The organism is Eikenella halliae (assembly GCF_001648475.1).
In the GTDB taxonomy this organism is placed as follows: Bacteria; Pseudomonadota; Gammaproteobacteria; order Burkholderiales; family Neisseriaceae; genus Eikenella; species Eikenella halliae.
The window spans coordinates 1-19,920 of record NZ_LXSQ01000022.1; the positions used below are offsets into that span (position 1 = coordinate 1).

Annotated in this window: 22 protein-coding genes, 4 tRNA genes and 1 pseudogene; 19 read left to right on the plus strand and 8 right to left on the minus strand. The window is 52.4% G+C overall.

Annotated elements, in window-relative coordinates; genetic code table 11:
- Positions 1-376, plus strand: a 376-nt coding sequence (locus A7Q00_RS09400; RefSeq protein WP_156503792.1) for an integrase core domain-containing protein, incomplete at its 5' end; no start/stop codon positions are given.
- Positions 377-553: 177 nt separating this feature from the next.
- Here the strand turns inward: A7Q00_RS09400 and A7Q00_RS09405 are convergent.
- The 8 genes from A7Q00_RS09405 to pyrB all read right to left on the minus strand — a co-directional run bounded on the left by A7Q00_RS09405 (position 554) and on the right by pyrB (position 7,535).
- Complete coding sequence (locus tag A7Q00_RS09405; protein ID WP_064090301.1) at positions 554-1,462, minus strand: acetamidase/formamidase family protein; 909 nt, start codon at positions 1,460-1,462, stop codon at positions 554-556.
- 259 nt (positions 1,463-1,721) lie between these two features.
- Positions 1,722-2,936 carry a sodium/glutamate symporter gene (gltS, locus tag A7Q00_RS09410; RefSeq protein WP_064090302.1) on the minus strand — a complete coding sequence of 405 codons (1,215 nt, stop codon included), beginning with the start codon at positions 2,934-2,936 and terminating at the stop codon, positions 1,722-1,724.
- 367 nt (positions 2,937-3,303) lie between these two features.
- Positions 3,304-4,002: a 6-phosphogluconolactonase gene (gene pgl / locus A7Q00_RS09415; RefSeq protein ID WP_064090303.1), complete on the minus strand. Its 699-nt coding sequence runs from the start codon at positions 4,000-4,002 to the stop codon at positions 3,304-3,306.
- Positions 4,003-4,087: 85 nt separating this feature from the next.
- Positions 4,088-4,531, minus strand: coding sequence for a hypothetical protein (locus A7Q00_RS09420; protein ID WP_064090304.1), 444 nt, complete (start codon positions 4,529-4,531; stop codon positions 4,088-4,090).
- A gap of 117 nt (positions 4,532-4,648) precedes the next feature.
- The gene (gene pyrI / locus A7Q00_RS09425) at positions 4,649-5,107 is read right to left on the minus strand and encodes an aspartate carbamoyltransferase regulatory subunit (RefSeq protein WP_064090305.1); all 459 of its coding nucleotides are present in this window, start codon (positions 5,105-5,107) and stop codon (positions 4,649-4,651) included.
- Between the two features lie 69 nt (positions 5,108-5,176).
- Positions 5,177-6,061, minus strand: coding sequence for a glycoside hydrolase family 16 protein (locus tag A7Q00_RS09430; protein ID WP_082887815.1), 885 nt, complete (start codon positions 6,059-6,061; stop codon positions 5,177-5,179).
- Positions 6,031-6,336 (minus strand): hypothetical protein, encoded by a 306-nt coding sequence (locus A7Q00_RS13900; protein ID WP_179946227.1) that lies wholly within the window; start codon positions 6,334-6,336, stop codon positions 6,031-6,033. The genes A7Q00_RS09430 and A7Q00_RS13900 overlap by 31 nt, the downstream gene beginning before the upstream one ends.
- A 278-nt stretch (positions 6,337-6,614) precedes the next feature.
- A complete protein-coding gene (gene pyrB, locus A7Q00_RS09435; RefSeq protein ID WP_064090307.1) occupies positions 6,615-7,535 on the minus strand; it encodes an aspartate carbamoyltransferase in 921 nt (306 codons plus the stop codon).
- A 408-nt stretch (positions 7,536-7,943) separates the two neighbouring features.
- Here pyrB and A7Q00_RS09440 point away from each other — a divergent pair, with 408 nt between their 5' ends.
- The 18 genes and pseudogenes from A7Q00_RS09440 (at position 7,944) to rplA (ending at position 19,849) form a co-directional block, all read left to right on the plus strand.
- Positions 7,944-9,479, plus strand: a complete 1,536-nt coding sequence (locus tag A7Q00_RS09440) for a helicase HerA-like domain-containing protein (RefSeq protein WP_064090308.1) — start codon at positions 7,944-7,946, stop codon at positions 9,477-9,479.
- Positions 9,480-9,553: 74 nt separating this feature from the next.
- A pseudogene (locus tag A7Q00_RS14325) lies at positions 9,554-9,660 on the plus strand (IS5/IS1182 family transposase); the annotation flags it as partial.
- A gap of 232 nt (positions 9,661-9,892) precedes the next feature.
- Positions 9,893-10,264 carry a 30S ribosomal protein S12 gene (rpsL, locus tag A7Q00_RS09445; RefSeq protein WP_003824684.1) on the plus strand — a complete coding sequence of 124 codons (372 nt, stop codon included), beginning with the start codon at positions 9,893-9,895 and terminating at the stop codon, positions 10,262-10,264.
- Positions 10,265-10,381: 117 nt separating this feature from the next.
- A complete protein-coding gene (gene rpsG / locus A7Q00_RS09450) occupies positions 10,382-10,855 on the plus strand; it encodes a 30S ribosomal protein S7 (protein ID WP_023887596.1) in 474 nt (157 codons plus the stop codon).
- 18 nt (positions 10,856-10,873) lie between these two features.
- Positions 10,874-12,979 carry an elongation factor G gene (gene fusA / locus A7Q00_RS09455; protein ID WP_064090309.1) on the plus strand — a complete coding sequence of 702 codons (2,106 nt, stop codon included), beginning with the start codon at positions 10,874-10,876 and terminating at the stop codon, positions 12,977-12,979.
- Positions 12,980-13,112: 133 nt separating this feature from the next.
- On the plus strand, positions 13,113-14,297 hold the full coding sequence (tuf, locus tag A7Q00_RS09460; protein WP_064090310.1) for an elongation factor Tu: 1,185 nt from the start codon (positions 13,113-13,115) through the stop codon (positions 14,295-14,297).
- Between the two features lie 16 nt (positions 14,298-14,313).
- Positions 14,314-14,625 carry a 30S ribosomal protein S10 gene (gene rpsJ, locus A7Q00_RS09465; RefSeq protein WP_002642322.1) on the plus strand — a complete coding sequence of 104 codons (312 nt, stop codon included), beginning with the start codon at positions 14,314-14,316 and terminating at the stop codon, positions 14,623-14,625.
- A 259-nt stretch (positions 14,626-14,884) separates the two neighbouring features.
- Positions 14,885-15,451, plus strand: coding sequence for a 16S rRNA (guanine(966)-N(2))-methyltransferase RsmD (gene rsmD, locus A7Q00_RS09470; protein WP_064090343.1), 567 nt, complete (start codon positions 14,885-14,887; stop codon positions 15,449-15,451).
- Positions 15,452-15,586: 135 nt separating this feature from the next.
- On the plus strand, positions 15,587-15,844 hold the full coding sequence (locus A7Q00_RS09475) for a YfhL family 4Fe-4S dicluster ferredoxin (RefSeq protein WP_064090311.1): 258 nt from the start codon (positions 15,587-15,589) through the stop codon (positions 15,842-15,844).
- Between the two features lie 105 nt (positions 15,845-15,949).
- A tRNA-Tyr gene (locus A7Q00_RS09480) sits at positions 15,950-16,033 on the plus strand.
- Positions 16,034-16,056: 23 nt separating this feature from the next.
- Positions 16,057-16,130: transfer RNA gene (locus A7Q00_RS09485), tRNA-Gly, on the plus strand.
- 13 nt (positions 16,131-16,143) lie between these two features.
- Positions 16,144-16,218, plus strand: a tRNA-Thr gene (locus A7Q00_RS09490).
- Between the two features lie 48 nt (positions 16,219-16,266).
- Entirely contained in the window at positions 16,267-17,451 is a 1,185-nt protein-coding gene (gene tuf, locus A7Q00_RS09495) for an elongation factor Tu (RefSeq protein ID WP_003825050.1), read from the plus strand.
- A 7-nt stretch (positions 17,452-17,458) separates the two neighbouring features.
- A tRNA-Trp gene (locus A7Q00_RS09500) sits at positions 17,459-17,534 on the plus strand.
- Between the two features lie 82 nt (positions 17,535-17,616).
- A complete protein-coding gene (gene secE / locus A7Q00_RS09505) occupies positions 17,617-18,063 on the plus strand; it encodes a preprotein translocase subunit SecE (RefSeq protein ID WP_064090312.1) in 447 nt (148 codons plus the stop codon).
- 17 nt (positions 18,064-18,080) lie between these two features.
- Complete coding sequence (nusG, locus tag A7Q00_RS09510; RefSeq protein ID WP_064090313.1) at positions 18,081-18,623, plus strand: transcription termination/antitermination protein NusG; 543 nt, start codon at positions 18,081-18,083, stop codon at positions 18,621-18,623.
- Positions 18,624-18,722: 99 nt separating this feature from the next.
- Positions 18,723-19,154 carry a 50S ribosomal protein L11 gene (rplK, locus tag A7Q00_RS09515; protein ID WP_064090314.1) on the plus strand — a complete coding sequence of 144 codons (432 nt, stop codon included), beginning with the start codon at positions 18,723-18,725 and terminating at the stop codon, positions 19,152-19,154.
- Entirely contained in the window at positions 19,154-19,849 is a 696-nt protein-coding gene (gene rplA / locus A7Q00_RS09520; RefSeq protein ID WP_064090315.1) for a 50S ribosomal protein L1, read from the plus strand. Before rplK ends, rplA begins: the two co-directional genes overlap by 1 nt.
- The last annotated feature ends 71 nt before the right edge of the window (positions 19,850-19,920 follow it).

Genomic DNA, 19,920 nt, shown 5'->3' on the forward strand with positions numbered 1-19,920 from the left:
TCCCTGCCCCTACCTGATTGAGCACGTTTACTCCGACAACGGTACGGAATACAAAGGCTCGGCCAACCATGCTTTCGGAGTAGCCTGTTATGAGAACGGGATTGGTCAAAAGTTTACCCGGGTTGCCTGTCCGCAGACCAACGGTAAGGCGGAACGGGTTATCCGCACCCTGATGGAGAGGTGGCATGGGAAACAGTCGTTTGACGGTCCGGAGCATCGGCAAAAGGAGCTGTGCCGCTTTGTTAATTTCTATAATACGGTGAAGCTGCACCGCAGTTTGGACGGCGATATGCCGTTTGAGGTCTTGCAGGCTTCACTCTCAACCTGTGGTGTAAACAACGCGACGATTTCCTACACATTATCATTAGTTTTATAGTGAATTAAATTTAATCCACTATAGTTGCGCACTCGCATAAAAGGCTACCTGAAAAACGACGCAGCAATCTTGCCGTGCCGCTTTTCAGGTAGCCTGTTTTGGTTTTACGGTAACCGGCTAAAACGGTTCTCCCGTTTTCAGGTAGCCTTTTGCCGCTTCCATTCTAGGCCAAACGCGTTATGGCAACTCAACCCCTAATTGTTCCGTTACCTTGCGCGGCAGGGCGAAGCGGCAGGTTTTGTTGGGATCGACCACTTGGCACACCTGCAAATCGCCGGCGATGCTTTGTAGGGCGATGGCCTGGTTGGCATCGAGCCCGCCGTGGGCGGTGAGCAGGTCGGTGGCCATCAGGGTGGCGGTTTCGGCGGCTTGATCCAAATCGGGGCTGGAAGCGATGGTGTAGCAGCAGTCGGCGGTCACGGCCAGCGGCAGGGGATAGGGGCGGCCTTTGATGACGCTCACGTCCACTTCCACCGCGCCTTTGATTTCCAGGCCGGAAATGCCTACCTCGCCGTCGCCCATACCGGCGTGCAAATCGCCCATGGCCAGCAGCGCGCCGGGCACGTTTACCGGCAGGAGCAGCGTGGTGCCTTCGGCGATGATTTTGGTGTCCATATTGCCGCCGTGTGCATCGGGCGTGCCGCAGCTGATGGTGCCTTCGGCGGGGGCAGTGCCGATGACGCCGATCATCGGGTTGAGCGGCAGGCGCACTTTGCCGAACAAGACAACGTGGTTGTCTTCCACCGGCACGATGTCGATGCGACCGCGTTCCAGCCGCTTACCGGCCACGCCTGCGCCGGGCAGGGTGGCGAGCACGGCCTGTTTGCCCAGTTCGATGCGGCGGATGTGCACGCGCAGGGTGTCGCCCGGCTCGGCGTCTTCCACAAACAGGGGGCCGGTGGCGGGATTGATGCGGTTCCAGTCGAGATTGTCGAAGGTGTCGTCGGGGGTTTGGATTTGGTCGGTGAAGCAGTCGCAGGTTTCAAAACGCACGCGGCTGCCGGATGCGACGCGCAGCACGGGGGCGTTGTCGGGCGACATGGCGAATACGGTTTGGCTGGCGGGAATGGTGGGGAGTGTGGTCATGGCGGGTGTCCTTGAGGTTAGGGAAATGGGTTGGCTGTAAGGCTACCTGAAAATTGGTTTGGGCTCTATAGTGAATTAACAAAAATCACGACAAGCGGCGAGCCGCAGACAGTACACATGTTACGGCAAGGCGAGCCAACGCTGTACTGGTTTTGTTAATTCACTATACATTTTCAGGTAGCCTTTTTGGCGTTCTCTGATAATCGGCGAACAAAAACGGCATCCCCAATCGGATGCCGTTTGCTCATGCCGGGGCAGGCTATTTCAGGAAGTTCACGAAGCCGGCCAGAATCAGCGCGTTGATGATGTCCACGAAGAACGCGCCCACCAGCGGCACAATCAGGAAGGCCTTGTGCGAAGAACCGAAGCGCTCGGTGATGGACTGCATATTGGCCACGGCGGTGGGGGTGGCGCCGAGGCCGAAGCCGCAGTGGCCGGCGGCCAGCACGGTGGCATCGTAGTCGCGGCCCATGAATACGTAGGTAACGTAGGTGGCATACAGAATCATCACCACGGTTTGAATCAGCAGGATGATGGTTACTTTCCCTGCCAAGTCAGTCAACTGCCACAGTTGCAGGTTCAACAGGGCCATGGCCAGGAAGAGCGAGAGTGAGGCATTGCCGAACACGTCGATGGCGCGGTCGAACATATTGAATTTAAACGCGCTCACCAATACGTTGCGCAATACCACGCCGCCAAACAGCGCCCATACGAATTTGGGCAGGTCGAACAGGTATTGTTTGTCGATACCGTCCATCACTTCGGCAAATGAGAGGCAGGCGGCAAACATGGCCAGGGTTTCGATGGCCGAAGTGGCGGTAATCAGGCGGGTTTGCTCAGCACGCTCGAACATATTGTCGGTGCTGTCGTGAGCCTGGTCATCTGCCGAAACAGTAGAATCCAAAGGCTTACGCCCCATTTTATTGATGAGGCGGCGTGCCACTGGGCCGCCGATGATGCCGCCGGCCACTAGGCCGAAGGTGGCTGAAGCCATGCCCAATTCGGCAGCGGCAGGCACACCGTATTTGATTAAGTCGGGCGCCCAGCCGGCTGCCGTGCCGTGGCCGCCGGTGAGGGTGATAGAGCCGGTGATCAGGCCAGTCATCGGGTGCAGGCCGAACACACTGGCCAAACCCACGCCGATAATGTTTTGCACAAAGATAAATGCGCCCACGATGGCGGTGAACACCACCAGCGGAATACCGCCGGCTTTCAGGCGGGAGAAATCCGCGCTCAGGCCGATGGAGGTAAAGAAAATCAACATAAATGCGTCTTGCAGCGGTTTTTGAAACTGGAAGCCGATGCCCGTGGCCGCATGCAGGCTAAACAGGCAGATAGCCGCCACCAGGCCGCCCGCCACCGGCTCGGGAATGTTGAAATCCCGCAAAAACTTGATTTTGTTAACCATCAGTTTACCCAATAGCAGTACTATGGTGGCTGCAATCAGGGTGTAGTAGCTGTTCACTTCTATCATGACTTTATTCCTATTGAAAATAGAGAAATAATTAAATGCAGGCCTGTTGTCCGCCAACAGGCCTCGGGCAAATATTAGGATAGCAGTTAAAAATTGTCAAAGACTATGGATTATTTTTTACAATAGGCAGAGGCTACCTGAAAAACGGCAGGGGGCTGTAATGTTTGATAGTTATGGGGTTTTAACTCTTTTGGCGCTGTATCTGGGTGATGCTTGGTATGGCAAAGGGTAGGGTTGATATCTGCCGCTTGCTTTGGCGTGGCTTGGCGCCATGATATGGCCAATCAAAAGGCTACCTGAAAAACGTTCAGGTAGCCTTTTAGTATGTAGCAGCCGTGCAGGAAGGCTTGTTGCCGGGTTTGCTGTTTCAATCGGCGTAATACACTTGGCAACGTACATTTGCCCGATGCAGCAGCAGGCTGATGGGGTGTTCGCTTGAGGGTGTAGCGGCGGCCTGTTCCAGCACGGCGCGCTTGTCTGCGCCCTGAATCGATAAAAACAGCTGCGGCACGGCGGCGAGTGCGTTCAGGCTCATGCCGATGCGTTCGTGTGCAGCAGTAACCGGGCTGGTGTGCACCAGTTGACTGAGGCATGCGGGCGACACGGCCGCGGCCAGCTGCGGGGCTTGCGGGAACAGCGAGGCGGTATGACCGTCCGCGCCCATGCCGAGCACGGCGATGTCGGGCGTAGGAAAGGCAGCCTCGGCTTCGGCCAGGGCGGCGGCAGGGTCGGATACATCGGTTTGTTCACCCACCAGTGGCAGGAAGCGGGCGGCAGCGGCGGCGTGTTGCAGCAGGTGGCGGCGCACCAGCGCGGCGTTGCTGTCGGCGTGCTGTGGCGGCACGAGCCGCTCGTCCACCAGGGTGATGGTGATGCGTGGCCAATCCAGTTTTTGCTGCGCCAGAGCTTCAAAAAACGCCACGGGCGAGCGGCCGCCGGATACGGCCAGCACGGCACGGCCTTGCGTGTGCAGGCAGTCGCGCAGGCTGTTGGCTATGGCTTCGGCCAGTGCGGCAGCTTGGGCGGCTGGGGTGGGGAAGGTGTGCCAGGTGAGGGATGGGGGCATAAAAGATTTTCCGGTGGTTAAGTGCAAAATTTCAGGTAGCCTGTAAGGCTACCTGAAAGGAGGAGACGGCTTGATTTAGGTCTCGTTAAGAGGCAATAAAAAGCAAGATAAAGATACAAACATACAACGCGACGATGCCGAGGACACCGAACAATATGGGCTTGCCCCATGAGCGGCGTGGATAGTCTGATCCATATCGTTCTTTCACTAAGGCTACTTGCTTGCGCCCTGCCACGCTATACCAGGCGATGAGTACGGCAGGGCCGACAAAGTTGACTTTTACTCCGGAGAAAATCACGAGGAGGATAGCGACCACCAGTACGGCCAGCGTGCCCCATATAAAGCCCTTATTCAGCTTTTCCAGCTCGGTATCGCCCATGGCGCGGGCGTTGAACATATGCAGCGCAGCACCGAAAATAGGGGAAAACAGCAGCGACCAGCAAGCAGCTGCATTCGGATTCCACAAGGCAGGGGCTTCTGAACCAAAGTTTTCACTTTGCGGGGGGCGATAGCGTTCGTCAGAGCTCATGGTAGGTCTCCATTGGGGTTAAGTATGTAAATCAGTTCGAATTATATCTTAGGATGAATGGCAGTTGCCATCGAGGCTACCTGAAAAACAGAGGAGGCTTTTGTTGTGCTTGCTGTTTCAGGCTTCGGTTACGAGGCTACGGTCGTAGGTTTTTTCGCAGTAGTGGCATTTGAGTCGGGTTTGGCTGCCTAGGCGGCGCACGTAGAAGCGGCTAGCAACGGGCTCGCCGTGGCTGGCGCAGTTGGGGTTGGGGCAGCGGAACACTTCGCCGATGGTTTCGGGCAGCCGGAGCGGCATTTTTTGCTCGACTTTGAAGTTGGCGATGAGGTTTACCGTGGCTTCGGGGGCGAACAGGGCGAGGCGGTTGGCGGCGGCTTCGTTGAGCCGGATGCCGTTGATTTTGATGATGTCTTTTCGACCGTGCCGTTTGCTGGGCAGGTTGAAGCCGACGGTTACGGCGCAGCCCTCGTGCAGTAGTTTGAATTGGCGCAGGATAGTGAGGGCGAGGCCGGCGGGGATGTGGTCGATAACGGTGCCGTTTTCGATGGCTTTGACGCTGAGGCTTTTGTTGTCCATTTGGGTTTCCGAATTAGGTTGGATGGAATAAAGGCTACCTGAAATTTCAGGTAGCCTGCAAGAGCCGGGTTAGTTTTTCTGATACAGCCGCACGTAGTCGATCAAGGTGGTTTGGACCGGGAACGGGTCGGTGGGGCGGGGCGGTTCTAGATTGTCTTCCCATTCCACGTAGTCATTCAGAATGAAATACCAAGGGCCTTTAACTCTGAATACCTGATCCAGCATTTGGCGGTTGACTTTGAGTTTGGCAAAGTCTTCATCCGGCATGGTGGAAGGATAGCCGCCTGATGCGTCGGTCTGGCTGCGGTCGATAACGTCCACCGTGGTGTTGTCGTCCACTGTGTAGTGGGAAACGGGGATGAGCTTGCCATCCATATAGTAGCGCACTTTATGGCCGTCAAACTCGATTGCCCATACATGCCAATCGCCATCTAGCGGGGTGGATTGACGGTTGATGTGCTGTTCCAAACGGTGTACGAAGAGGCGGGTGCGCCAAAAGTGTCTTTTGTGACTGTAAAAGCAGCTGGCATGCGTGGAAGACCAAGCATATGCCCTTGCGGAGGAATACCATTCCAAGATATCGAGTTCGCCGTAAGGGTCGTTGGCGGCAGGATTTTGGAGGCAATTTTGCAAGTTTTCGCTGTTGCGCATCCATAGCGCCGTGCGCATACCCCTTGAGCCGTTCCAGTTGATTTTGGCTCGGATCTCGGCACGGAAAGGTTTCCCGCCGTCTACAATCTGGCCGGATTCCAAGCGGCCGCTTGAATATTGGGCAACCGTGTTGGCCGGGCAGGGGCCTGTGGTGAAGTTTTGATCGGTAAGCGGATCTCCTTGGCGGGCAACGCAATGCCGGCGGGTGGTGATTTGGATGTATTTGTTTTCCACCGGCGCGATGTTGCCTGGGAGGTAGGAAAGGTGGCTGCCTAAATGATTAGGGATGAGTTTGGCCGCCATATCGGATGTTTCGCCATTGGTAAACTCATAGCATTTGACGCTGGTCCACCTGCCCGATGCATCAGTAGCCGACGGACAACCGGTAATTGGCGGCTGCGGTTGGGGCTGCGGTTGGGGCTGCGGCTGTGGTTGAGGCTGCGGTTGGGGCTGCGGCTGCGGTTGGGGCTGCGGCTGCGGTTGGGGCTGCGGCTGCGGCTGCGGCTGCGGTTGAGGCTGTGGTTGAGGTTGCGGCTGCGCTTCAGACTGCGGTCCGTTGGGAACGGATATGTTCGCATCACGAGAGTAGCCGCCGCTGGTAAAACCTGCCGAATGATTATTGTGCCGGTTTTTTTCGTCTTCTTTACAACCGCTCACCAGCACGGCTATACATGCTAGGGCTAAAACTTTTTTTGCATACATGATCAATCAATCCCTTTGTTAGAAAAATCTGATGAAATGGGGAAGTGGACACTTCCCCAAATGGGCAGATAGTGTGTATGCGCGGCAGGCGGAAGCAATTATGTGGGCTGCATTAAAACTGCCGTTTTCAGGTAGCCTGTTACAAATATTGACATTATATGGTTTTATTTAACACCAATGACAGCATGGCCATGCGTGCGAATACACCGTTTTTGGCTTGTTCGAAATAGTAAGCATAAACCGTGCCATCCACGTTGGGATGGATTTCGTCGACGCGGGGCAGGGGGTGCAGTACGCGCAGGTTGGGTTTGGCCTGGGCGAGGGTGGCGGCTTCGAGGTTGAATTTGCCTTGGATTTTGGCGAATTCTTGCTCGTCGAAGCGTTCGCGCTGCACGCGGGTCATGTAGAGGATGTCGGCGTGGCGGGCGGCTTCTTCGAGGCTGGGCAGGATTTGGTAGCGGCAGCCGGCTGCGTCGATCTCTTCGGTGATATAGTCGGGCATGGCGAGGCTGGGCGGGGAGACGAAGATGAATTCGGCTTGGTGCCGTTTCATGGCTTGAGCGAGGGAGTGGACGGTGCGGCCGTATTTGAGATCGCCGGCCATGGCGATAACGAGCTTGTCCAGCCGACCTTGGGTTTCTTGGATGGTAACGAGGTCGAGCAGGGTTTGGCTGGGGTGTTGGTTGGTGCCGTCGCCAGCGTTGATGACGGGCACGGCGGAGAATTCGGCCAGCACGCGGGCGGCGCCGTCTTTGGGGTGGCGGATGATGATGGCGTCGGTGTAGCTGGAGATGATGCGGGCGGTATCGGCCAGGGTTTCGCCTTTTTTGGCGCTGGTGTTGGCGCCGTCGGAAAAGCCGATAACTTTACCGCCGAGCCGCTGTACGGCGGTTTCGAAGGAGAGGCGGGTGCGGGTGGAGGGCTCGAAGAAGCAGGAGCCGATGAGCCGGCCTTCAAGCAGGTTGCGGCGCGGTTCGCGCTTGAGGCGCAGGGCGGTATCCAGCAGGCATTCGAGCTGTTCGTTGCTCAGATCGGGAATGGAGATGAGGTGCTGGCCGTAGAGTGGGTTGGGCATGGGTGGCTCCGGGCGGGTTGGCAAACGGACGTATTATGCGCTGTTTGCCGGGAAGAGGCTACCTGAAAACGGTGGGGAGGCCTGGTTGCCATAGTGAATCAAAATTAAGAAGGCGACAGCGTTGGCTTGCCTTGCCGCATCGAGTGTGCTACCTGCGGCTCGCCGCCTTGTCCCTCTCTTAATATTTCAGGTAGCCTCTTTAAAATCGGCAATCAGGCTACCTGAAAATTTGGAGGAGCAGTTTTCACTTCTTTATACTTCGTGGCAGTGAGTGCTTTCAGGTAGCCTTATGTTGGCGCAACAGGCTACCTGAAAACATGCTCTCTCCGCAGCCAAACAAATTTGCCGTCAAACGCCGCAATTCCGTTACAATATCGCCCGTTATCAATTTTCAGTTGGAGAGGCGCAATGGCTGAATTCCACATTGCCAAAACCGTGGCCGAAGGCCGCGATTTATTCTTGCTCGGCCAGATGGCCAACCGACACGGCCTGATTGCCGGTGCTACCGGCACGGGCAAAACCGTTACCCTGCGCAAAATGGCCGAAGGCTTCAGCGCGCAAGGCATCCCCGTGTTTATGAGCGACGTGAAGGGCGACCTCTCCGGCATCGCCAACCCGGGCGACGGGCAGGGCAAGGTGGGCGAGCGCATGGCCCAATTCGGTCTGGACGCGGAAGGCTACCTGAAAGGCTGCCCGGTGCGCTTTTGGGATGTATACGGCGAAACCGGCATTCCCGTGCGCGTAACCATTTCCGAAATGGGCCCCCTGCTGCTCTCCCGCCTGATGGGGCTGAACGACACGCAGGAAGGTCTGCTCAACCTGGTATTCAAAGCCGCCGACGATAAAGGCTGGCATCTGATCGACTTGAAAGACCTGCGCGGCATGCTGCAATACGTGGCTGAGCATGCCAAAGAATACCGCACCCAATACGGCAACGTTTCCGCCGCCAGCGTCGGCGCCATCCAGCGCCAGCTGTTGCAGCTGGAAAGCGAGGGCGGCGATGTGTTTTTCGGCGAGCCGGAGCTTAATCTGCAAGACTGGCTGCAAACCGAAGGTGGGCAGGGCGTAATCAATATCCTGAATGCCGAAAAACTGATGCGCTCGCCGCGCCTCTATAGCGCGTTCTTACTGTGGTTCTTGGCCGAACTGTTCGAAACCCTGCCTGAAGCAGGCGATTTGGACAAACCCAAATTCGTCATGTTCTTCGACGAGGCTCATTTGCTGTTCGACAACGCAGCCGACACCCTGCTCAAGCAAGTCGAGCAAGTGGTGCGCCTGATCCGTTCCAAAGGCGTGGGCGTCTATTTTGTTACCCAAAACCCGCTCGATTTGCCCGACTCTGTGCTCGGCCAGCTCGGCAACCGCGTGCAGCACGCCCTGCGCGCCTTTACCCCGCGCGATCAAAAAGCCGTGCGCGCCGCCGCCGAAACCTTCCGTAGCAACCCGAATTTGGATGTGGCGCAGGCGATTACCGAACTGGGCGTGGGCGAGGCACTGGTGTCTTTCCTTGATGAAAAAGGCATGCCCGGCATCGTGGAGCGCGCCTTCATCTTGCCGCCGCAATCCCAGCTTGCCCCGCTTTCTGCCGCCGAACGCGACAGCCGTTTCCAAAACGACATTCTTTACCGCCACTACAAAGATGCGGTGGACAACTTCTCCGCCTACGAAGCCTTGCAGCAGCTGGAACAGGAACAGGCCGCCGCCGCTCAGGCAGAAGCCGAAGCCAAAGCGCAAAATGCCGCAGCCGCATCTGCCCAAAAAGCCGAAAGCAACAAAGGCGGCCTGCTGGACGGTTTCCTCGGCGGCCTGTTCGGCAGCCGTAAACGCGCCAACCAAGGCTTGGGCTATGACTTGGCTGATTCGCTCGGTAGTCAGGTGAACAAGCAGATTACCCGCAGCATTACCCGCAGCATCATGGGTGTGATCCGCAATGCGATAAAGTAAAGGCTACCTGAAAGCTGTAGCCGGTTTGCTGCTAGAAGCAGAGACTCGGCCAAGCCCAAAGCAGATGCTTTATATATAGTGGATTAAATTTAAATCAGGACAAGGCGGCGAGCCGCAGACAGTACAAATAGTACGGCAAGGTGAGGCAACGCTGTACTGGTTTAAATTTAATTCACTATATAAGAAGGCTACCTGAAAACCGACTAGGACGGTTTCAGGTAGCCTCGTTGTTTGGCTGGTTGATGGGAGAGACTTCTTTTCTTCTGTGCAGAAAACAACAGGCCCGCCCGTAAACCACGAAAAGCTAAGGTATATTCCGATTCTGCCATTGACCCGCTGCTTGCAAAAGAACTATAATTCCGCCCTTGCCGACATGGTGTCGGTAAATATTTAACTCAACAGGACGAGAAAATATGCCAACTATTAACCAGTTAGTACGCAAGGGCCGCAAAAAGCCCGAGTACGTAAACAAGGTGCCCGCACTGGAAGCCTGCCCGCAAAAACGCGGCGTATGCACCCGTGTGTACACCACTACTCCGAAAAAACCGAACTCCGCTTTGCGTAAAGTGTGCAAAGTGCGCCTAACCAACGGATTTGAAGTGATTTCATATATCGGCGGTGAAGGCCACAACTTGCAAGAGCACAGCGTGGTGCTGATTCGCGGCGGTCGTGTAAAAGACTTGCCGGGTGTGCGCTACCACACTGTTCGTGGTTCTTTGGATACTGCCGGCGTGAAAGACCGCAAACAGGCACGTTCCAAATACGGTGCCAAACGCCCGAAATAATTTTTTAATACAGGCACGTCGGCCGTTATTGCTGATATAAGCCGGCCGAGTAAGTGAATGCTCCCCAATGGGCATTCGCGGGAATTATCCCAGCTGAATAGATTAAAGGAAATTGAAATGCCAAGACGTAGAGAAGTCCCCAAGCGCGACGTATTGCCGGATCCGAAGTTCGGCAGCGTTGAACTGACCAAGTTTATGAATGTCTTGATGGTTGACGGTAAAAAATCGGTTGCCGAGCGTATCGTGTACGGTGCTCTGGAGCAAATTGCCAAGAAAGTACAGGGCAAAGAAGCAATCGAAGTGTTTAACGAAGCCATCGACAATGCCAAACCTATCGTGGAAGTGAAAAGCCGCCGTGTTGGTGGTGCCAACTACCAGGTTCCTGTTGAGGTTCGTCCTTCCCGCCGTTTGGCCTTGGCAATGCGCTGGGTGCGCGATGCGGCCCGCAAACGTGGTGAAAAATCCATGGATTTGCGCCTGGCCGGCGAGCTGATTGATGCGGCGGAAGGCCGTGGCGGCGCCATGAAAAAACGTGAAGAAGTACACCGCATGGCTGAAGCCAACAAAGCCTTCTCCCACTTCCGCTTCTAATTTTGAAAGGCGATTGAAATGGCTCGTAAAACCCCGATTAATTTGTACCGTAATATCGGTATTTCCGCCCACATTGATGCGGGCAAAACCACAACTACCGAACGTATTCTGTTCTACACCGGCCTGACTCACAAGATCGGCGAGGTGCACGACGGTGCAGCCACTACCGACTGGATGGAGCAGGAGCAAGAACGCGGTATTACCATTACTTCCGCTGCCGTAACCGCCTATTGGAAAGGTATGGCCGGCCAGTTTAAAGAACACCGCTTTAACATTATCGATACTCCCGGACACGTAGACTTTACCGTTGAGGTGGAACGCTCTATGCGCGTCCTTGACGGCGGTGTGATGGTTTACTGTGCGGTGGGTGGTGTGCAGCCCCAGTCTGAAACCGTATGGCGTCAGGCCAATAAATACAAAGTGCCGCGTTTGGCTTTTGTAAATAAAATGGACCGTCAGGGTGCCAACTTCTTCCGCGTGGTTGAGCAGATGAAAACCCGTCTGCGCGCCAATCCCGTTCCGGTGGTGATTCCGGTGGGTGCTGAAGATAACTTCGAAGGCGTAGTGGACCTGCTGAAGATGAAAGCCATTATTTGGAATGAAGCTGATAAAGGCGTAACTTTCGAATATGGCGATATCCCGGCTGATTTGGTTTCTACTGCCGAAGAATGGCGTCAGAATATGATCGAAGCCGCTGCTGAAGCCAGTGAAGAGCTGATGGACAAATACTTGGGCGGTGAAGAGCTGTCTGAGGAAGAAATCGTTGGTGCGTTGCGTCAGCGTACTCTGGCTGGTGAGATTCAGCCGGTATTGTGCGGTTCTGCATTTAAAAACAAAGGTGTGCAGCGTATGCTGGATGCTGTTGTGGAGTTTCTGCCTGCTCCGACCGATATTCCGCCGGTACAGGGCGTAAACCCCGAAACTGATGAGCCGGATAGCCGTGAAGCGAGTGATGATGCTAAGTTCTCTGCTTTGGCATTCAAGCTGATGAATGACAAATACGTTGGCCAGCTGACTTTTATCCGCGTATATTCAGGCGTACTGAAGTCTGGTGACAGCGTGGTGAACTCTGTGAAGGGTACTCGCGAACGTATCGGCCGTTTGGTGCAAATGACTGCGAACGACCGTGACGAGATTGATGAAGTGCGTGCCGGCGACATTGCCGCCGCCATCGGTTTGAAAGACGTAACCACCGGTGAAACTTTGGCTGCCGAAGATGCGCCGATTATTTTGGAACGCATGGAATTCCCTGAGCCGGTAATCCACGTTGCCGTTGAGCCGAAAACCAAAGCCGACCAAGAAAAAATGGGTATTGCCTTGAACCGCTTGGCGAAGGAAGACCCGTCTTTCCGTGTGCGTACTGATGAAGAGTCCGGCCAAACCATTATTTCCGGTATGGGCGAACTGCACTTGGAAATTATTGTGGACCGCATGAAACGCGAATTTGGTGTGGAAGCCAACGTAGGTGCGCCTCAAGTAGCCTACCGCGAGACTATCCGTAAGGAAGTGGAGTCCGAAGCCAAACACGTTAAACAGTCTGGCGGTAAAGGTCAGTATGGTCATGTTGTGATCAAAATGGAGCCGATGGAGCCGGGTGGTGCGGGCTATGAATTTATCGATGAAATTAAAGGTGGTGTGATTCCGCGCGAATTCATCCCGTCTGTCGATAAGGGTATCCGCGACACTCTGCAAAATGGTATCGTAGCCGGTTATCCGGTGGTGGACGTCCGCGTTCGTCTGACTTTCGGTTCTTACCACGATGTGGACTCTTCGCAAATCGCGTTTGAATTGGCCGCTTCTATGGCATTCAAAGACGGTATGCGTAAAGCCTCTCCGGTACTGCTGGAGCCGATTATGGCTGTGGAAGTAGAAACCCCGGAAGACTACATGGGCGATGTAATGGGCGACTTGAACCGTCGCCGTGGCATCGTATTGGGTATGGACGACGACGGTATCGGCGGTAAGAAAGTACGTGCTGAAGTGCCGTTGGCTGAGATGTTCGGTTATTCAACCGACCTGCGTTCCGCTACCCAGGGTCGCGCCACCTACACCATGGAGTTCAAGAAATACGCAGAAGCTCCGGCTCATGTGGCAGAAAAAGTAGTAGCAGACCGCAAAGGTTAACTTTGCAATCTAGGCTGTCCTTTGAGATGGGCAGCTGTTTACAGGTTACCTGAAAACCATTTCAGGTGATGAAGCTAATTTTCAGGTAGCCTTTGTTCTTTTAATCGATCTTTATATGAAAAGGAATTAGCTCATGGCTAAGGAAAAATTCGAACGTAGCAAACCGCACGTAAACGTTGGCACCATTGGTCACGTTGACCATGGTAAGACCACATTGACAGCAGCATTGACCACCATTTTGGCTGAGAAATTCGGCGGTCAGGCTAAAGCTTACGACCAGATTGACAATGCCCCGGAAGAAAAAGCCCGCGGTATTACCATTAACACCGCCCACGTAGAGTACGAAACCGAAGGTCGTCACTATGCTCACGTAGACTGCCCCGGTCACGCCGACTACGTAAAAAACATGATTACCGGTGCTGCCCAAATGGACGGCGCCATCCTGGTGGTATCCGCTGCCGACGGTCCTATGCCTCAGACTCGCGAACACATCCTGTTGGCTCGTCAGGTAGGTGTACCCTACATCCTCGTATTCATGAACAAATGCGACATGGTAGACGATGCCGAGCTGCTTGAGTTGGTTGAGATGGAAATCCGCGACCTGCTCTCCAGCTATGACTTCCCTGGTGACGACTGCCCGATCGTACAAGGTTCCGCTCTCAAAGCCCTCGAGGGCGATGCCGGTTACAAAGAAAAAATCTTCGAACTAGCTGCCGCTTTGNANAGCTACATTCCCACTCCTCAACGTGCTGTAGACAAACCCTTCCTGTTGCCGATCGAAGACGTATTCTCTATCTCCGGCCGTGGTACCGTAGTAACCGGTCGTGTAGAGCGCGGCATCATCAAAGTGGGCGAAGAGATCGAAATCGTTGGTCTGAAGCCCACTCAGAAAACTACCTGTACTGGCGTGGAAATGTTCCGCAAACTACTGGACGAAGGTCAGGCCGGTGACAACGTAGGCGTACTGCTGCGCGGTACCAAACGTGAAGAAGTTGAGCGTGGTCAAGTATTGGCTAAACCCGGCACCATCACTCCGCACACCAAGTTCAAAGCCGAAGTATACGTATTGAGCAAAGAAGAAGGTGGTCGTCACACCCCGTTCTTCGCCAACTACCGCCCACAGTTCTACTTCCGTACCACTGACGTAACCGGTGCTGTAGAGCTGGAACCTGGTGTAGAAATGGTTATGCCTGGTGAGAACGTAACCATCACCGTAGAACTGATTGCTCCGATTGCTATGGAAGAGGGTCTGCGCTTTGCGATTCGCGAAGGTGGCCGTACGGTAGGTGCCGGTGTGGTGGCTTCCGTGATCGCTTAAGAAGGGTATCGAATAAATGGCAAACCAAAAAATCCGTATCCGTCTGAAAGCTTATGATTACAGCCTGATCGACCGTTCTGCTCAGGAAATCGTTGAAACTGCCAAGCGCACTGGCGCTGTGGTAAAAGGTCCAATCCCGTTGCCGACCAAAATCGAGCGTTTCAATATCCTGCGTTCTCCACACGTGAATAAAACTTCACGTGAACAGTTGGAGATTCGTACTCATCTGCGCTTGATGGATATTGTAGATTGGACTGATAAGACTACTGATGCCCTGATGAAGCTGGATTTGCCGGCAGGTGTGGACGTGGAAATTAAAGTTCAGTAATCTGCTTGCAGATAATACTAAAGCCGAACGGAGTCTCCGTTCGGCTTTTTGTAGTCAAGAGATTTATTGAGTTAGTAGGGTAAGCTGGCCTCTTAGAGAAGGGTAGTATCTATAGCTAAAATACTTGTTTCTCCTTATGATGTTGGATTTCTTTGCGGTGTTGACGGTATTGCTTGTGGCTAGCCGCTTGGTATGAAGGAATAAGTCTTTCAGCTATAAATATTTTTGGGAAATGGTTTTCCCATTTTGTGGAACAGGTATGCAAAAACAAAATAAGCATAATAGACATAAAAATCAAGTTCGTATCATTGGTGGAGAATTGCGTGGACGGAAAGTCCGGTTTGTAGATGCAGAAGGCTTACGTCCAACTGCTGATAGTGTGCGCGAACGGTTATTTAATTGGCTAGGGCAGGATTTAACCGGTCAAACGGTACTGGATTTATTTGCAGGTAGCGGTGCCTTGGGCTTTGAGGCTGCCTCACGGAGGGCAAAACGGGTTGTATTGGTAGAAAATAATTGGCGGACTGCAGCAAGTTTGCAACAGCAAATGCAGGAATTGAGGCTACCTGAAAAAATAGAGATTCAATCAATTGACGCTTTTGGATTCTTAGAAAAAACAAATGAGCAGTTTGATGTGGTGTTCTTGGATCCGCCATTTGTTTGGCAGGGTTGGGCTGAGCTTTTTATGTGCCTGGAACGGTGTTTACATGATGGTGCATACATATATGTTGAGGCAGGAGACTTGCCTGTTTGGCCTGATTATCTGCTGGAGTTGAATACAGGACAATCAGGGGTAAGTAAATATGTGCTACTTAAGAAGAAATGAAGCTGCCCTATTTTAATAATTGTTATCAAAGAAGAAAATTTTATATTTGCTAAGGATGAGGCTACCTGAAGGCTAGCCTGTGCTATAATCCCGCCCCTTAATTTTGGATAACTTATAAGATATTAAGAGGAACGCATGTCTCTTTTTATTACAGATGAGTGCATCAACTGTGATGTATGTGAGCCAGAGTGCCCAAATGATGCCATTTCACAGGGTGAGGAAATCTACGAAATCGATCCTAATTTGTGTACGCAGTGCGTTGGACATTACGATGAACCACAATGCCAGCAGGTTTGTCCGGTAGACTGTATTTTGATTGATGAGGAGCACCCGGAAACTGAGGAACAGCTACGAGCGAAGTATGAAAAGATTATTTTGTTGAAAAAAGGATAGAGCTGAATTTCAATTAAAAATATTGAGTTGCGGATAATTTGAGGTAGAAGAGAAAATTTTGCTTGACGATTGCTTAGGAAAGTCGCTATATTTCTCTTCTCTCTTGGTGGGATTCCCGAGCGGTCAAAGGGGGCAGACTGTAAATCTGTTGCGAGAGCTTCGAAGGTTCGAATCCTTCTCCCACCACCAATTACTATGTTGGGGCATTAAGGGCGGGTGTAGCTCAATGGTAGAGCAGAAGCCTTCCAAGCTTACGGTGAGGGTTCGATTCCCTTCACCCGCTCCAATTGATTTTTAAGGCCCATGTAGCTCAGGGGTAGAGCACTCCCTTGGTAAGGGAGAGGTCGGCAGTTCAAATCTGCCCATGGGCACCATCTATTTTATCCCTTTGTTCTCTTAATTTAAGCTAATAGGAAATTGCCATGGCTAAGGAAAAATTCGAACGTAGCAAACCGCACGTAAACGTTGGCACCATTGGTCACGTTGACCATGGTAAGACCACATTGACAGCAGCATTGACCACCATTTTGGCTGAGAAATTCGGCGGTCAGGCTAAAGCTTACGACCAGATTGACAATGCCCCGGAAGAAAAAGCCCGCGGTATTACCATTAACACCGCCCACGTAGAGTACGAAACCGAAGGTCGTCACTATGCTCACGTAGACTGCCCCGGTCACGCCGACTACGTAAAAAACATGATTACCGGTGCTGCCCAAATGGACGGCGCCATCCTGGTGGTATCCGCTGCCGACGGTCCTATGCCTCAGACTCGCGAACACATCCTGTTGGCTCGTCAGGTAGGTGTACCCTACATCCTCGTATTCATGAACAAATGCGACATGGTAGACGATGCCGAGCTGCTTGAGTTGGTTGAGATGGAAATCCGCGACCTGCTCTCCAGCTATGACTTCCCTGGTGACGACTGCCCGATCGTACAAGGTTCCGCTCTCAAAGCCCTCGAGGGCGATGCCGGTTACAAAGAAAAAATCTTCGAACTAGCTGCCGCTTTGGATAGCTACATTCCCACTCCTCAACGTGCTGTAGACAAACCCTTCCTGTTGCCGATCGAAGACGTATTCTCTATCTCCGGCCGTGGTACCGTAGTAACCGGTCGTGTAGAGCGCGGCATCATCAAAGTGGGCGAAGAGATCGAAATCGTTGGTCTGAAGCCCACTCAGAAAACTACCTGTACTGGCGTGGAAATGTTCCGCAAACTACTGGACGAAGGTCAGGCCGGTGACAACGTAGGCGTACTGCTGCGCGGTACCAAACGTGAAGAAGTTGAGCGTGGTCAAGTATTGGCTAAACCCGGCACCATCACTCCGCACACCAAGTTCAAAGCCGAAGTATACGTATTGAGCAAAGAAGAAGGTGGTCGTCACACCCCGTTCTTCGCCAACTACCGCCCACAGTTCTACTTCCGTACCACTGACGTAACCGGTGCTGTAGAGCTGGAACCTGGTGTAGAAATGGTTATGCCTGGTGAGAACGTAACCATCACCGTAGAACTGATTGCTCCGATTGCTATGGAAGAGGGTCTGCGCTTTGCGATTCGCGAAGGTGGCCGTACGGTAGGTGCCGGTGTGGTGGCTTCCGTGATCGCTTAAAGGTTAGAGGCCAGTAGCTCAATTGGTAGAGTATCGGTCTCCAAAACCGAGGGTTGGGGGTTCGAAACCCTCCTGGCCTGCCAAAAGAAAGACTAACCGGCCTGCCGGTTAGTCTTTTGTTTTATGCTGTTTTATAAAGAACTGTGAAGTTTAGGGTGGTTGCAAATGAGTGATCGTAAACAGAAAGTGAAAGAAATGTCAGTGGCTTCGTTGAAGCAGGCCCGTCAGGAGTTGCGTGATCGAGGGCAGGGTGCTCAACGTAAGACTGGAAGAGGAAATGGCGCTAAATTATTTTTAGCAGCTGCTCTGATTGTTGCTGGGGCGATTGGCTTTTCATTTCTATCTCAGCAGCCACTATATGTACGAGGTGCCGTTTTAGGGATTTCTTTGTTGCTCTCTGGGCTAATTGTTTTCTTTTGGTGTGATACTGGTCCCAGTTTGATTCGATATATCAAGGATTCTGTTGTTGAAATCAAGAAGGTTGTTTGGCCACCTAAAAATGAGGCTTGGCGTAATACATTCTTTGTTTTGATATTCACGGCAGTGCTAACCTTATTTTTGTGGTTGGTGGATTCTTTTTTGGTGTGGTTATTTACAAAAATTGCTGAGTAATTTTTAGGGGCGAGAAAATGGCTAAAAATTGGTACGTCATTCAAGCTTATTCTGGGTTCGAGAAGAATGTTCAGAAGACTCTGAAGGAGCGGATCGCTAGAGAGGGAATGGAGGAGTTTTTTGGTCAGATTCTGGTGCCTGTTGAAGAGGTTGTTGGTATTAAGAATGGTCGGAAGACAGTTAGTGAGCGTAAGTTTTTTCCAGGCTATGTGTTAATAGAAATGGAAATGACGGATGAGTCATGGCACTTGGTTAAGAGTACACCTAGGGTTAATGGGTTTATTGGGGGTACGGCTAACCGTCCGTTACCAATTTCTCAACGGGAAGTGAATGCAATAATATCTCAAGTGTCGGATGTTACTGGTTCGGAGAAAAAACCGAAACCGCGAGTTGAGTTTGTGGTTGGGCAGCAGATCAGAGTAAGTGAAGGGCCATTTTCTGATTTTAACGGATTGGTTGATGTTGTCGATTATGAACGCAATAAGCTTCGGGTCTTGGTGCAAATTTTTGGTCGAGAAACACCCGTTGAGTTGGATTTTAGTCAGGTAGAGAAGATTTAGCTTGACTGCTTGGCAATAAGTAAGATTTTATTTATAATATAAGGCTTAGTTTTTGGGGAGCAGAATTTCTGCGTGATACCCGTTATTTAGGAGCTAAATGTGGCAAAGAAAATTGTAGGTTATATTAAGTTGCAGATTCCTGCAGGGAAGGCTAATCCTTCCCCTCCAGTTGGCCCGGCATTGGGTCAGCGCGGTTTGAATATCATGGAGTTCTGTAAGGCATTTAATGCGGCTACGCAAAATGTGGAGCCTGGGTTACCTATTCCTGTGGTAATTACTGCATTTGCGGATAAGTCTTTTACATTTGTAATGAAGACTCCTCCGGCCAGTATTTTGCTGAAAAAGGCTGCTGGTTTGCAGAAAGGCAGTTCAAATCCGCTGACTAACAAAGTGGGTAAGGTTACCCGTGCTCAGTTGGAAGAGATTGCCAAAACTAAGGAGCCTGATTTGACTGCAGCTGATTTGGATGCGGCAGTTCGTACTATTGCTGGTTCTGCCCGTTCCATGGGCTTGGATGTGGAGGGTGTGTAATGGCTAAGTTATCTAAACGTTTCCAAGGTTTGCGCTCTTCTATTGATCCAAATGTACATTACTCAATTGATGAGGCGATTGAGTTGGTAAAGAAAACTGCTACGGCCAAATTTGATGAGTCGGTTGATGTTGCTATCAATTTGGGTGTGGATTCGCGTAAATCTGATCAGGTAATCCGTGGGTCTGTTGTGCTGCCGAAAGGTACTGGTAAAACTGTTCGTGTGGCAGTATTTACTCAAGGTGCCAATGTTGAGGCTGCAAAAGAAGCAGGCGCTGATGTGGTTGGATTTGAGGATCTGGCTGCAGAGGTAAAAGCAGGGAATTTGGATTTTGATGTCGTTATTGCCTCTCCTGATGCAATGCGTATCGTTGGTCAGTTGGGTACCATCTTGGGGCCGCGTGGTTTGATGCCGAATCCGAAAGTGGGTACGGTTACGCCAAATGTAGCAGAGGCTGTGCGTAATGCTAAGGCTGGTCAAGTTCAGTATCGTACTGATAAGGCTGGTGTGGTGCATGCCACAATTGGTCGAGCTTCTTTTGCGGCGGCTGATTTGCGTGAAAACTTCAATACCTTGTTGGATGCGGTGGTAAAGGCAAAACCTGCTGCTACTAAAGGCCAATATCTGAAGAAAATCGCATTGTCTAGCACTATGGGTCCTGGTGTCCGTGTGGATGTCGGTAGCGTAGCTAGTTAAAGGAAGTTTTCAGGTAGCCTCTGCAAGTTGTTGAGGCTACCTGAAATGTGGACTGCTTATGCTTGATTGTA

Coding starts and splice junctions, on each gene's coding strand:
- A7Q00_RS09405 (WP_064090301.1), bottom strand. CDS start 1,462: ATGACCACACTCCCCACCATTCCCGCCAGCCAAACCGTATTCGCCATG.
- gltS (WP_064090302.1), bottom strand. CDS start 2,936: ATGATAGAAGTGAACAGCTACTACACCCTGATTGCAGCCACCATAGTA.
- pgl (WP_064090303.1), bottom strand. CDS start 4,002: ATGCCCCCATCCCTCACCTGGCACACCTTCCCCACCCCAGCCGCCCAA.
- A7Q00_RS09420 (WP_064090304.1), bottom strand. CDS start 4,531: ATGAGCTCTGACGAACGCTATCGCCCCCCGCAAAGTGAAAACTTTGGT.
- pyrI (WP_064090305.1), bottom strand. CDS start 5,107: ATGGACAACAAAAGCCTCAGCGTCAAAGCCATCGAAAACGGCACCGTT.
- A7Q00_RS09430 (WP_082887815.1), bottom strand. CDS start 6,061: ATGGCGGCCAAACTCATCCCTAATCATTTAGGCAGCCACCTTTCCTAC.
- A7Q00_RS13900 (WP_179946227.1), bottom strand. CDS start 6,336: ATGCGAACATATCCGTTCCCAACGGACCGCAGTCTGAAGCGCAGCCGC.
- pyrB (WP_064090307.1), bottom strand. CDS start 7,535: ATGCCCAACCCACTCTACGGCCAGCACCTCATCTCCATTCCCGATCTG.
- A7Q00_RS09440 (WP_064090308.1), top strand. CDS start 7,944: ATGGCTGAATTCCACATTGCCAAAACCGTGGCCGAAGGCCGCGATTTA.
- rpsL (WP_003824684.1), top strand. CDS start 9,893: ATGCCAACTATTAACCAGTTAGTACGCAAGGGCCGCAAAAAGCCCGAG.
- rpsG (WP_023887596.1), top strand. CDS start 10,382: ATGCCAAGACGTAGAGAAGTCCCCAAGCGCGACGTATTGCCGGATCCG.
- fusA (WP_064090309.1), top strand. CDS start 10,874: ATGGCTCGTAAAACCCCGATTAATTTGTACCGTAATATCGGTATTTCC.
- rpsJ (WP_002642322.1), top strand. CDS start 14,314: ATGGCAAACCAAAAAATCCGTATCCGTCTGAAAGCTTATGATTACAGC.
- rsmD (WP_064090343.1), top strand. CDS start 14,885: ATGCAAAAACAAAATAAGCATAATAGACATAAAAATCAAGTTCGTATC.
- A7Q00_RS09475 (WP_064090311.1), top strand. CDS start 15,587: ATGTCTCTTTTTATTACAGATGAGTGCATCAACTGTGATGTATGTGAG.
- tuf (WP_003825050.1), top strand. CDS start 16,267: ATGGCTAAGGAAAAATTCGAACGTAGCAAACCGCACGTAAACGTTGGC.
- secE (WP_064090312.1), top strand. CDS start 17,617: ATGAGTGATCGTAAACAGAAAGTGAAAGAAATGTCAGTGGCTTCGTTG.
- nusG (WP_064090313.1), top strand. CDS start 18,081: ATGGCTAAAAATTGGTACGTCATTCAAGCTTATTCTGGGTTCGAGAAG.
- rplA (WP_064090315.1), top strand. CDS start 19,154: ATGGCTAAGTTATCTAAACGTTTCCAAGGTTTGCGCTCTTCTATTGAT.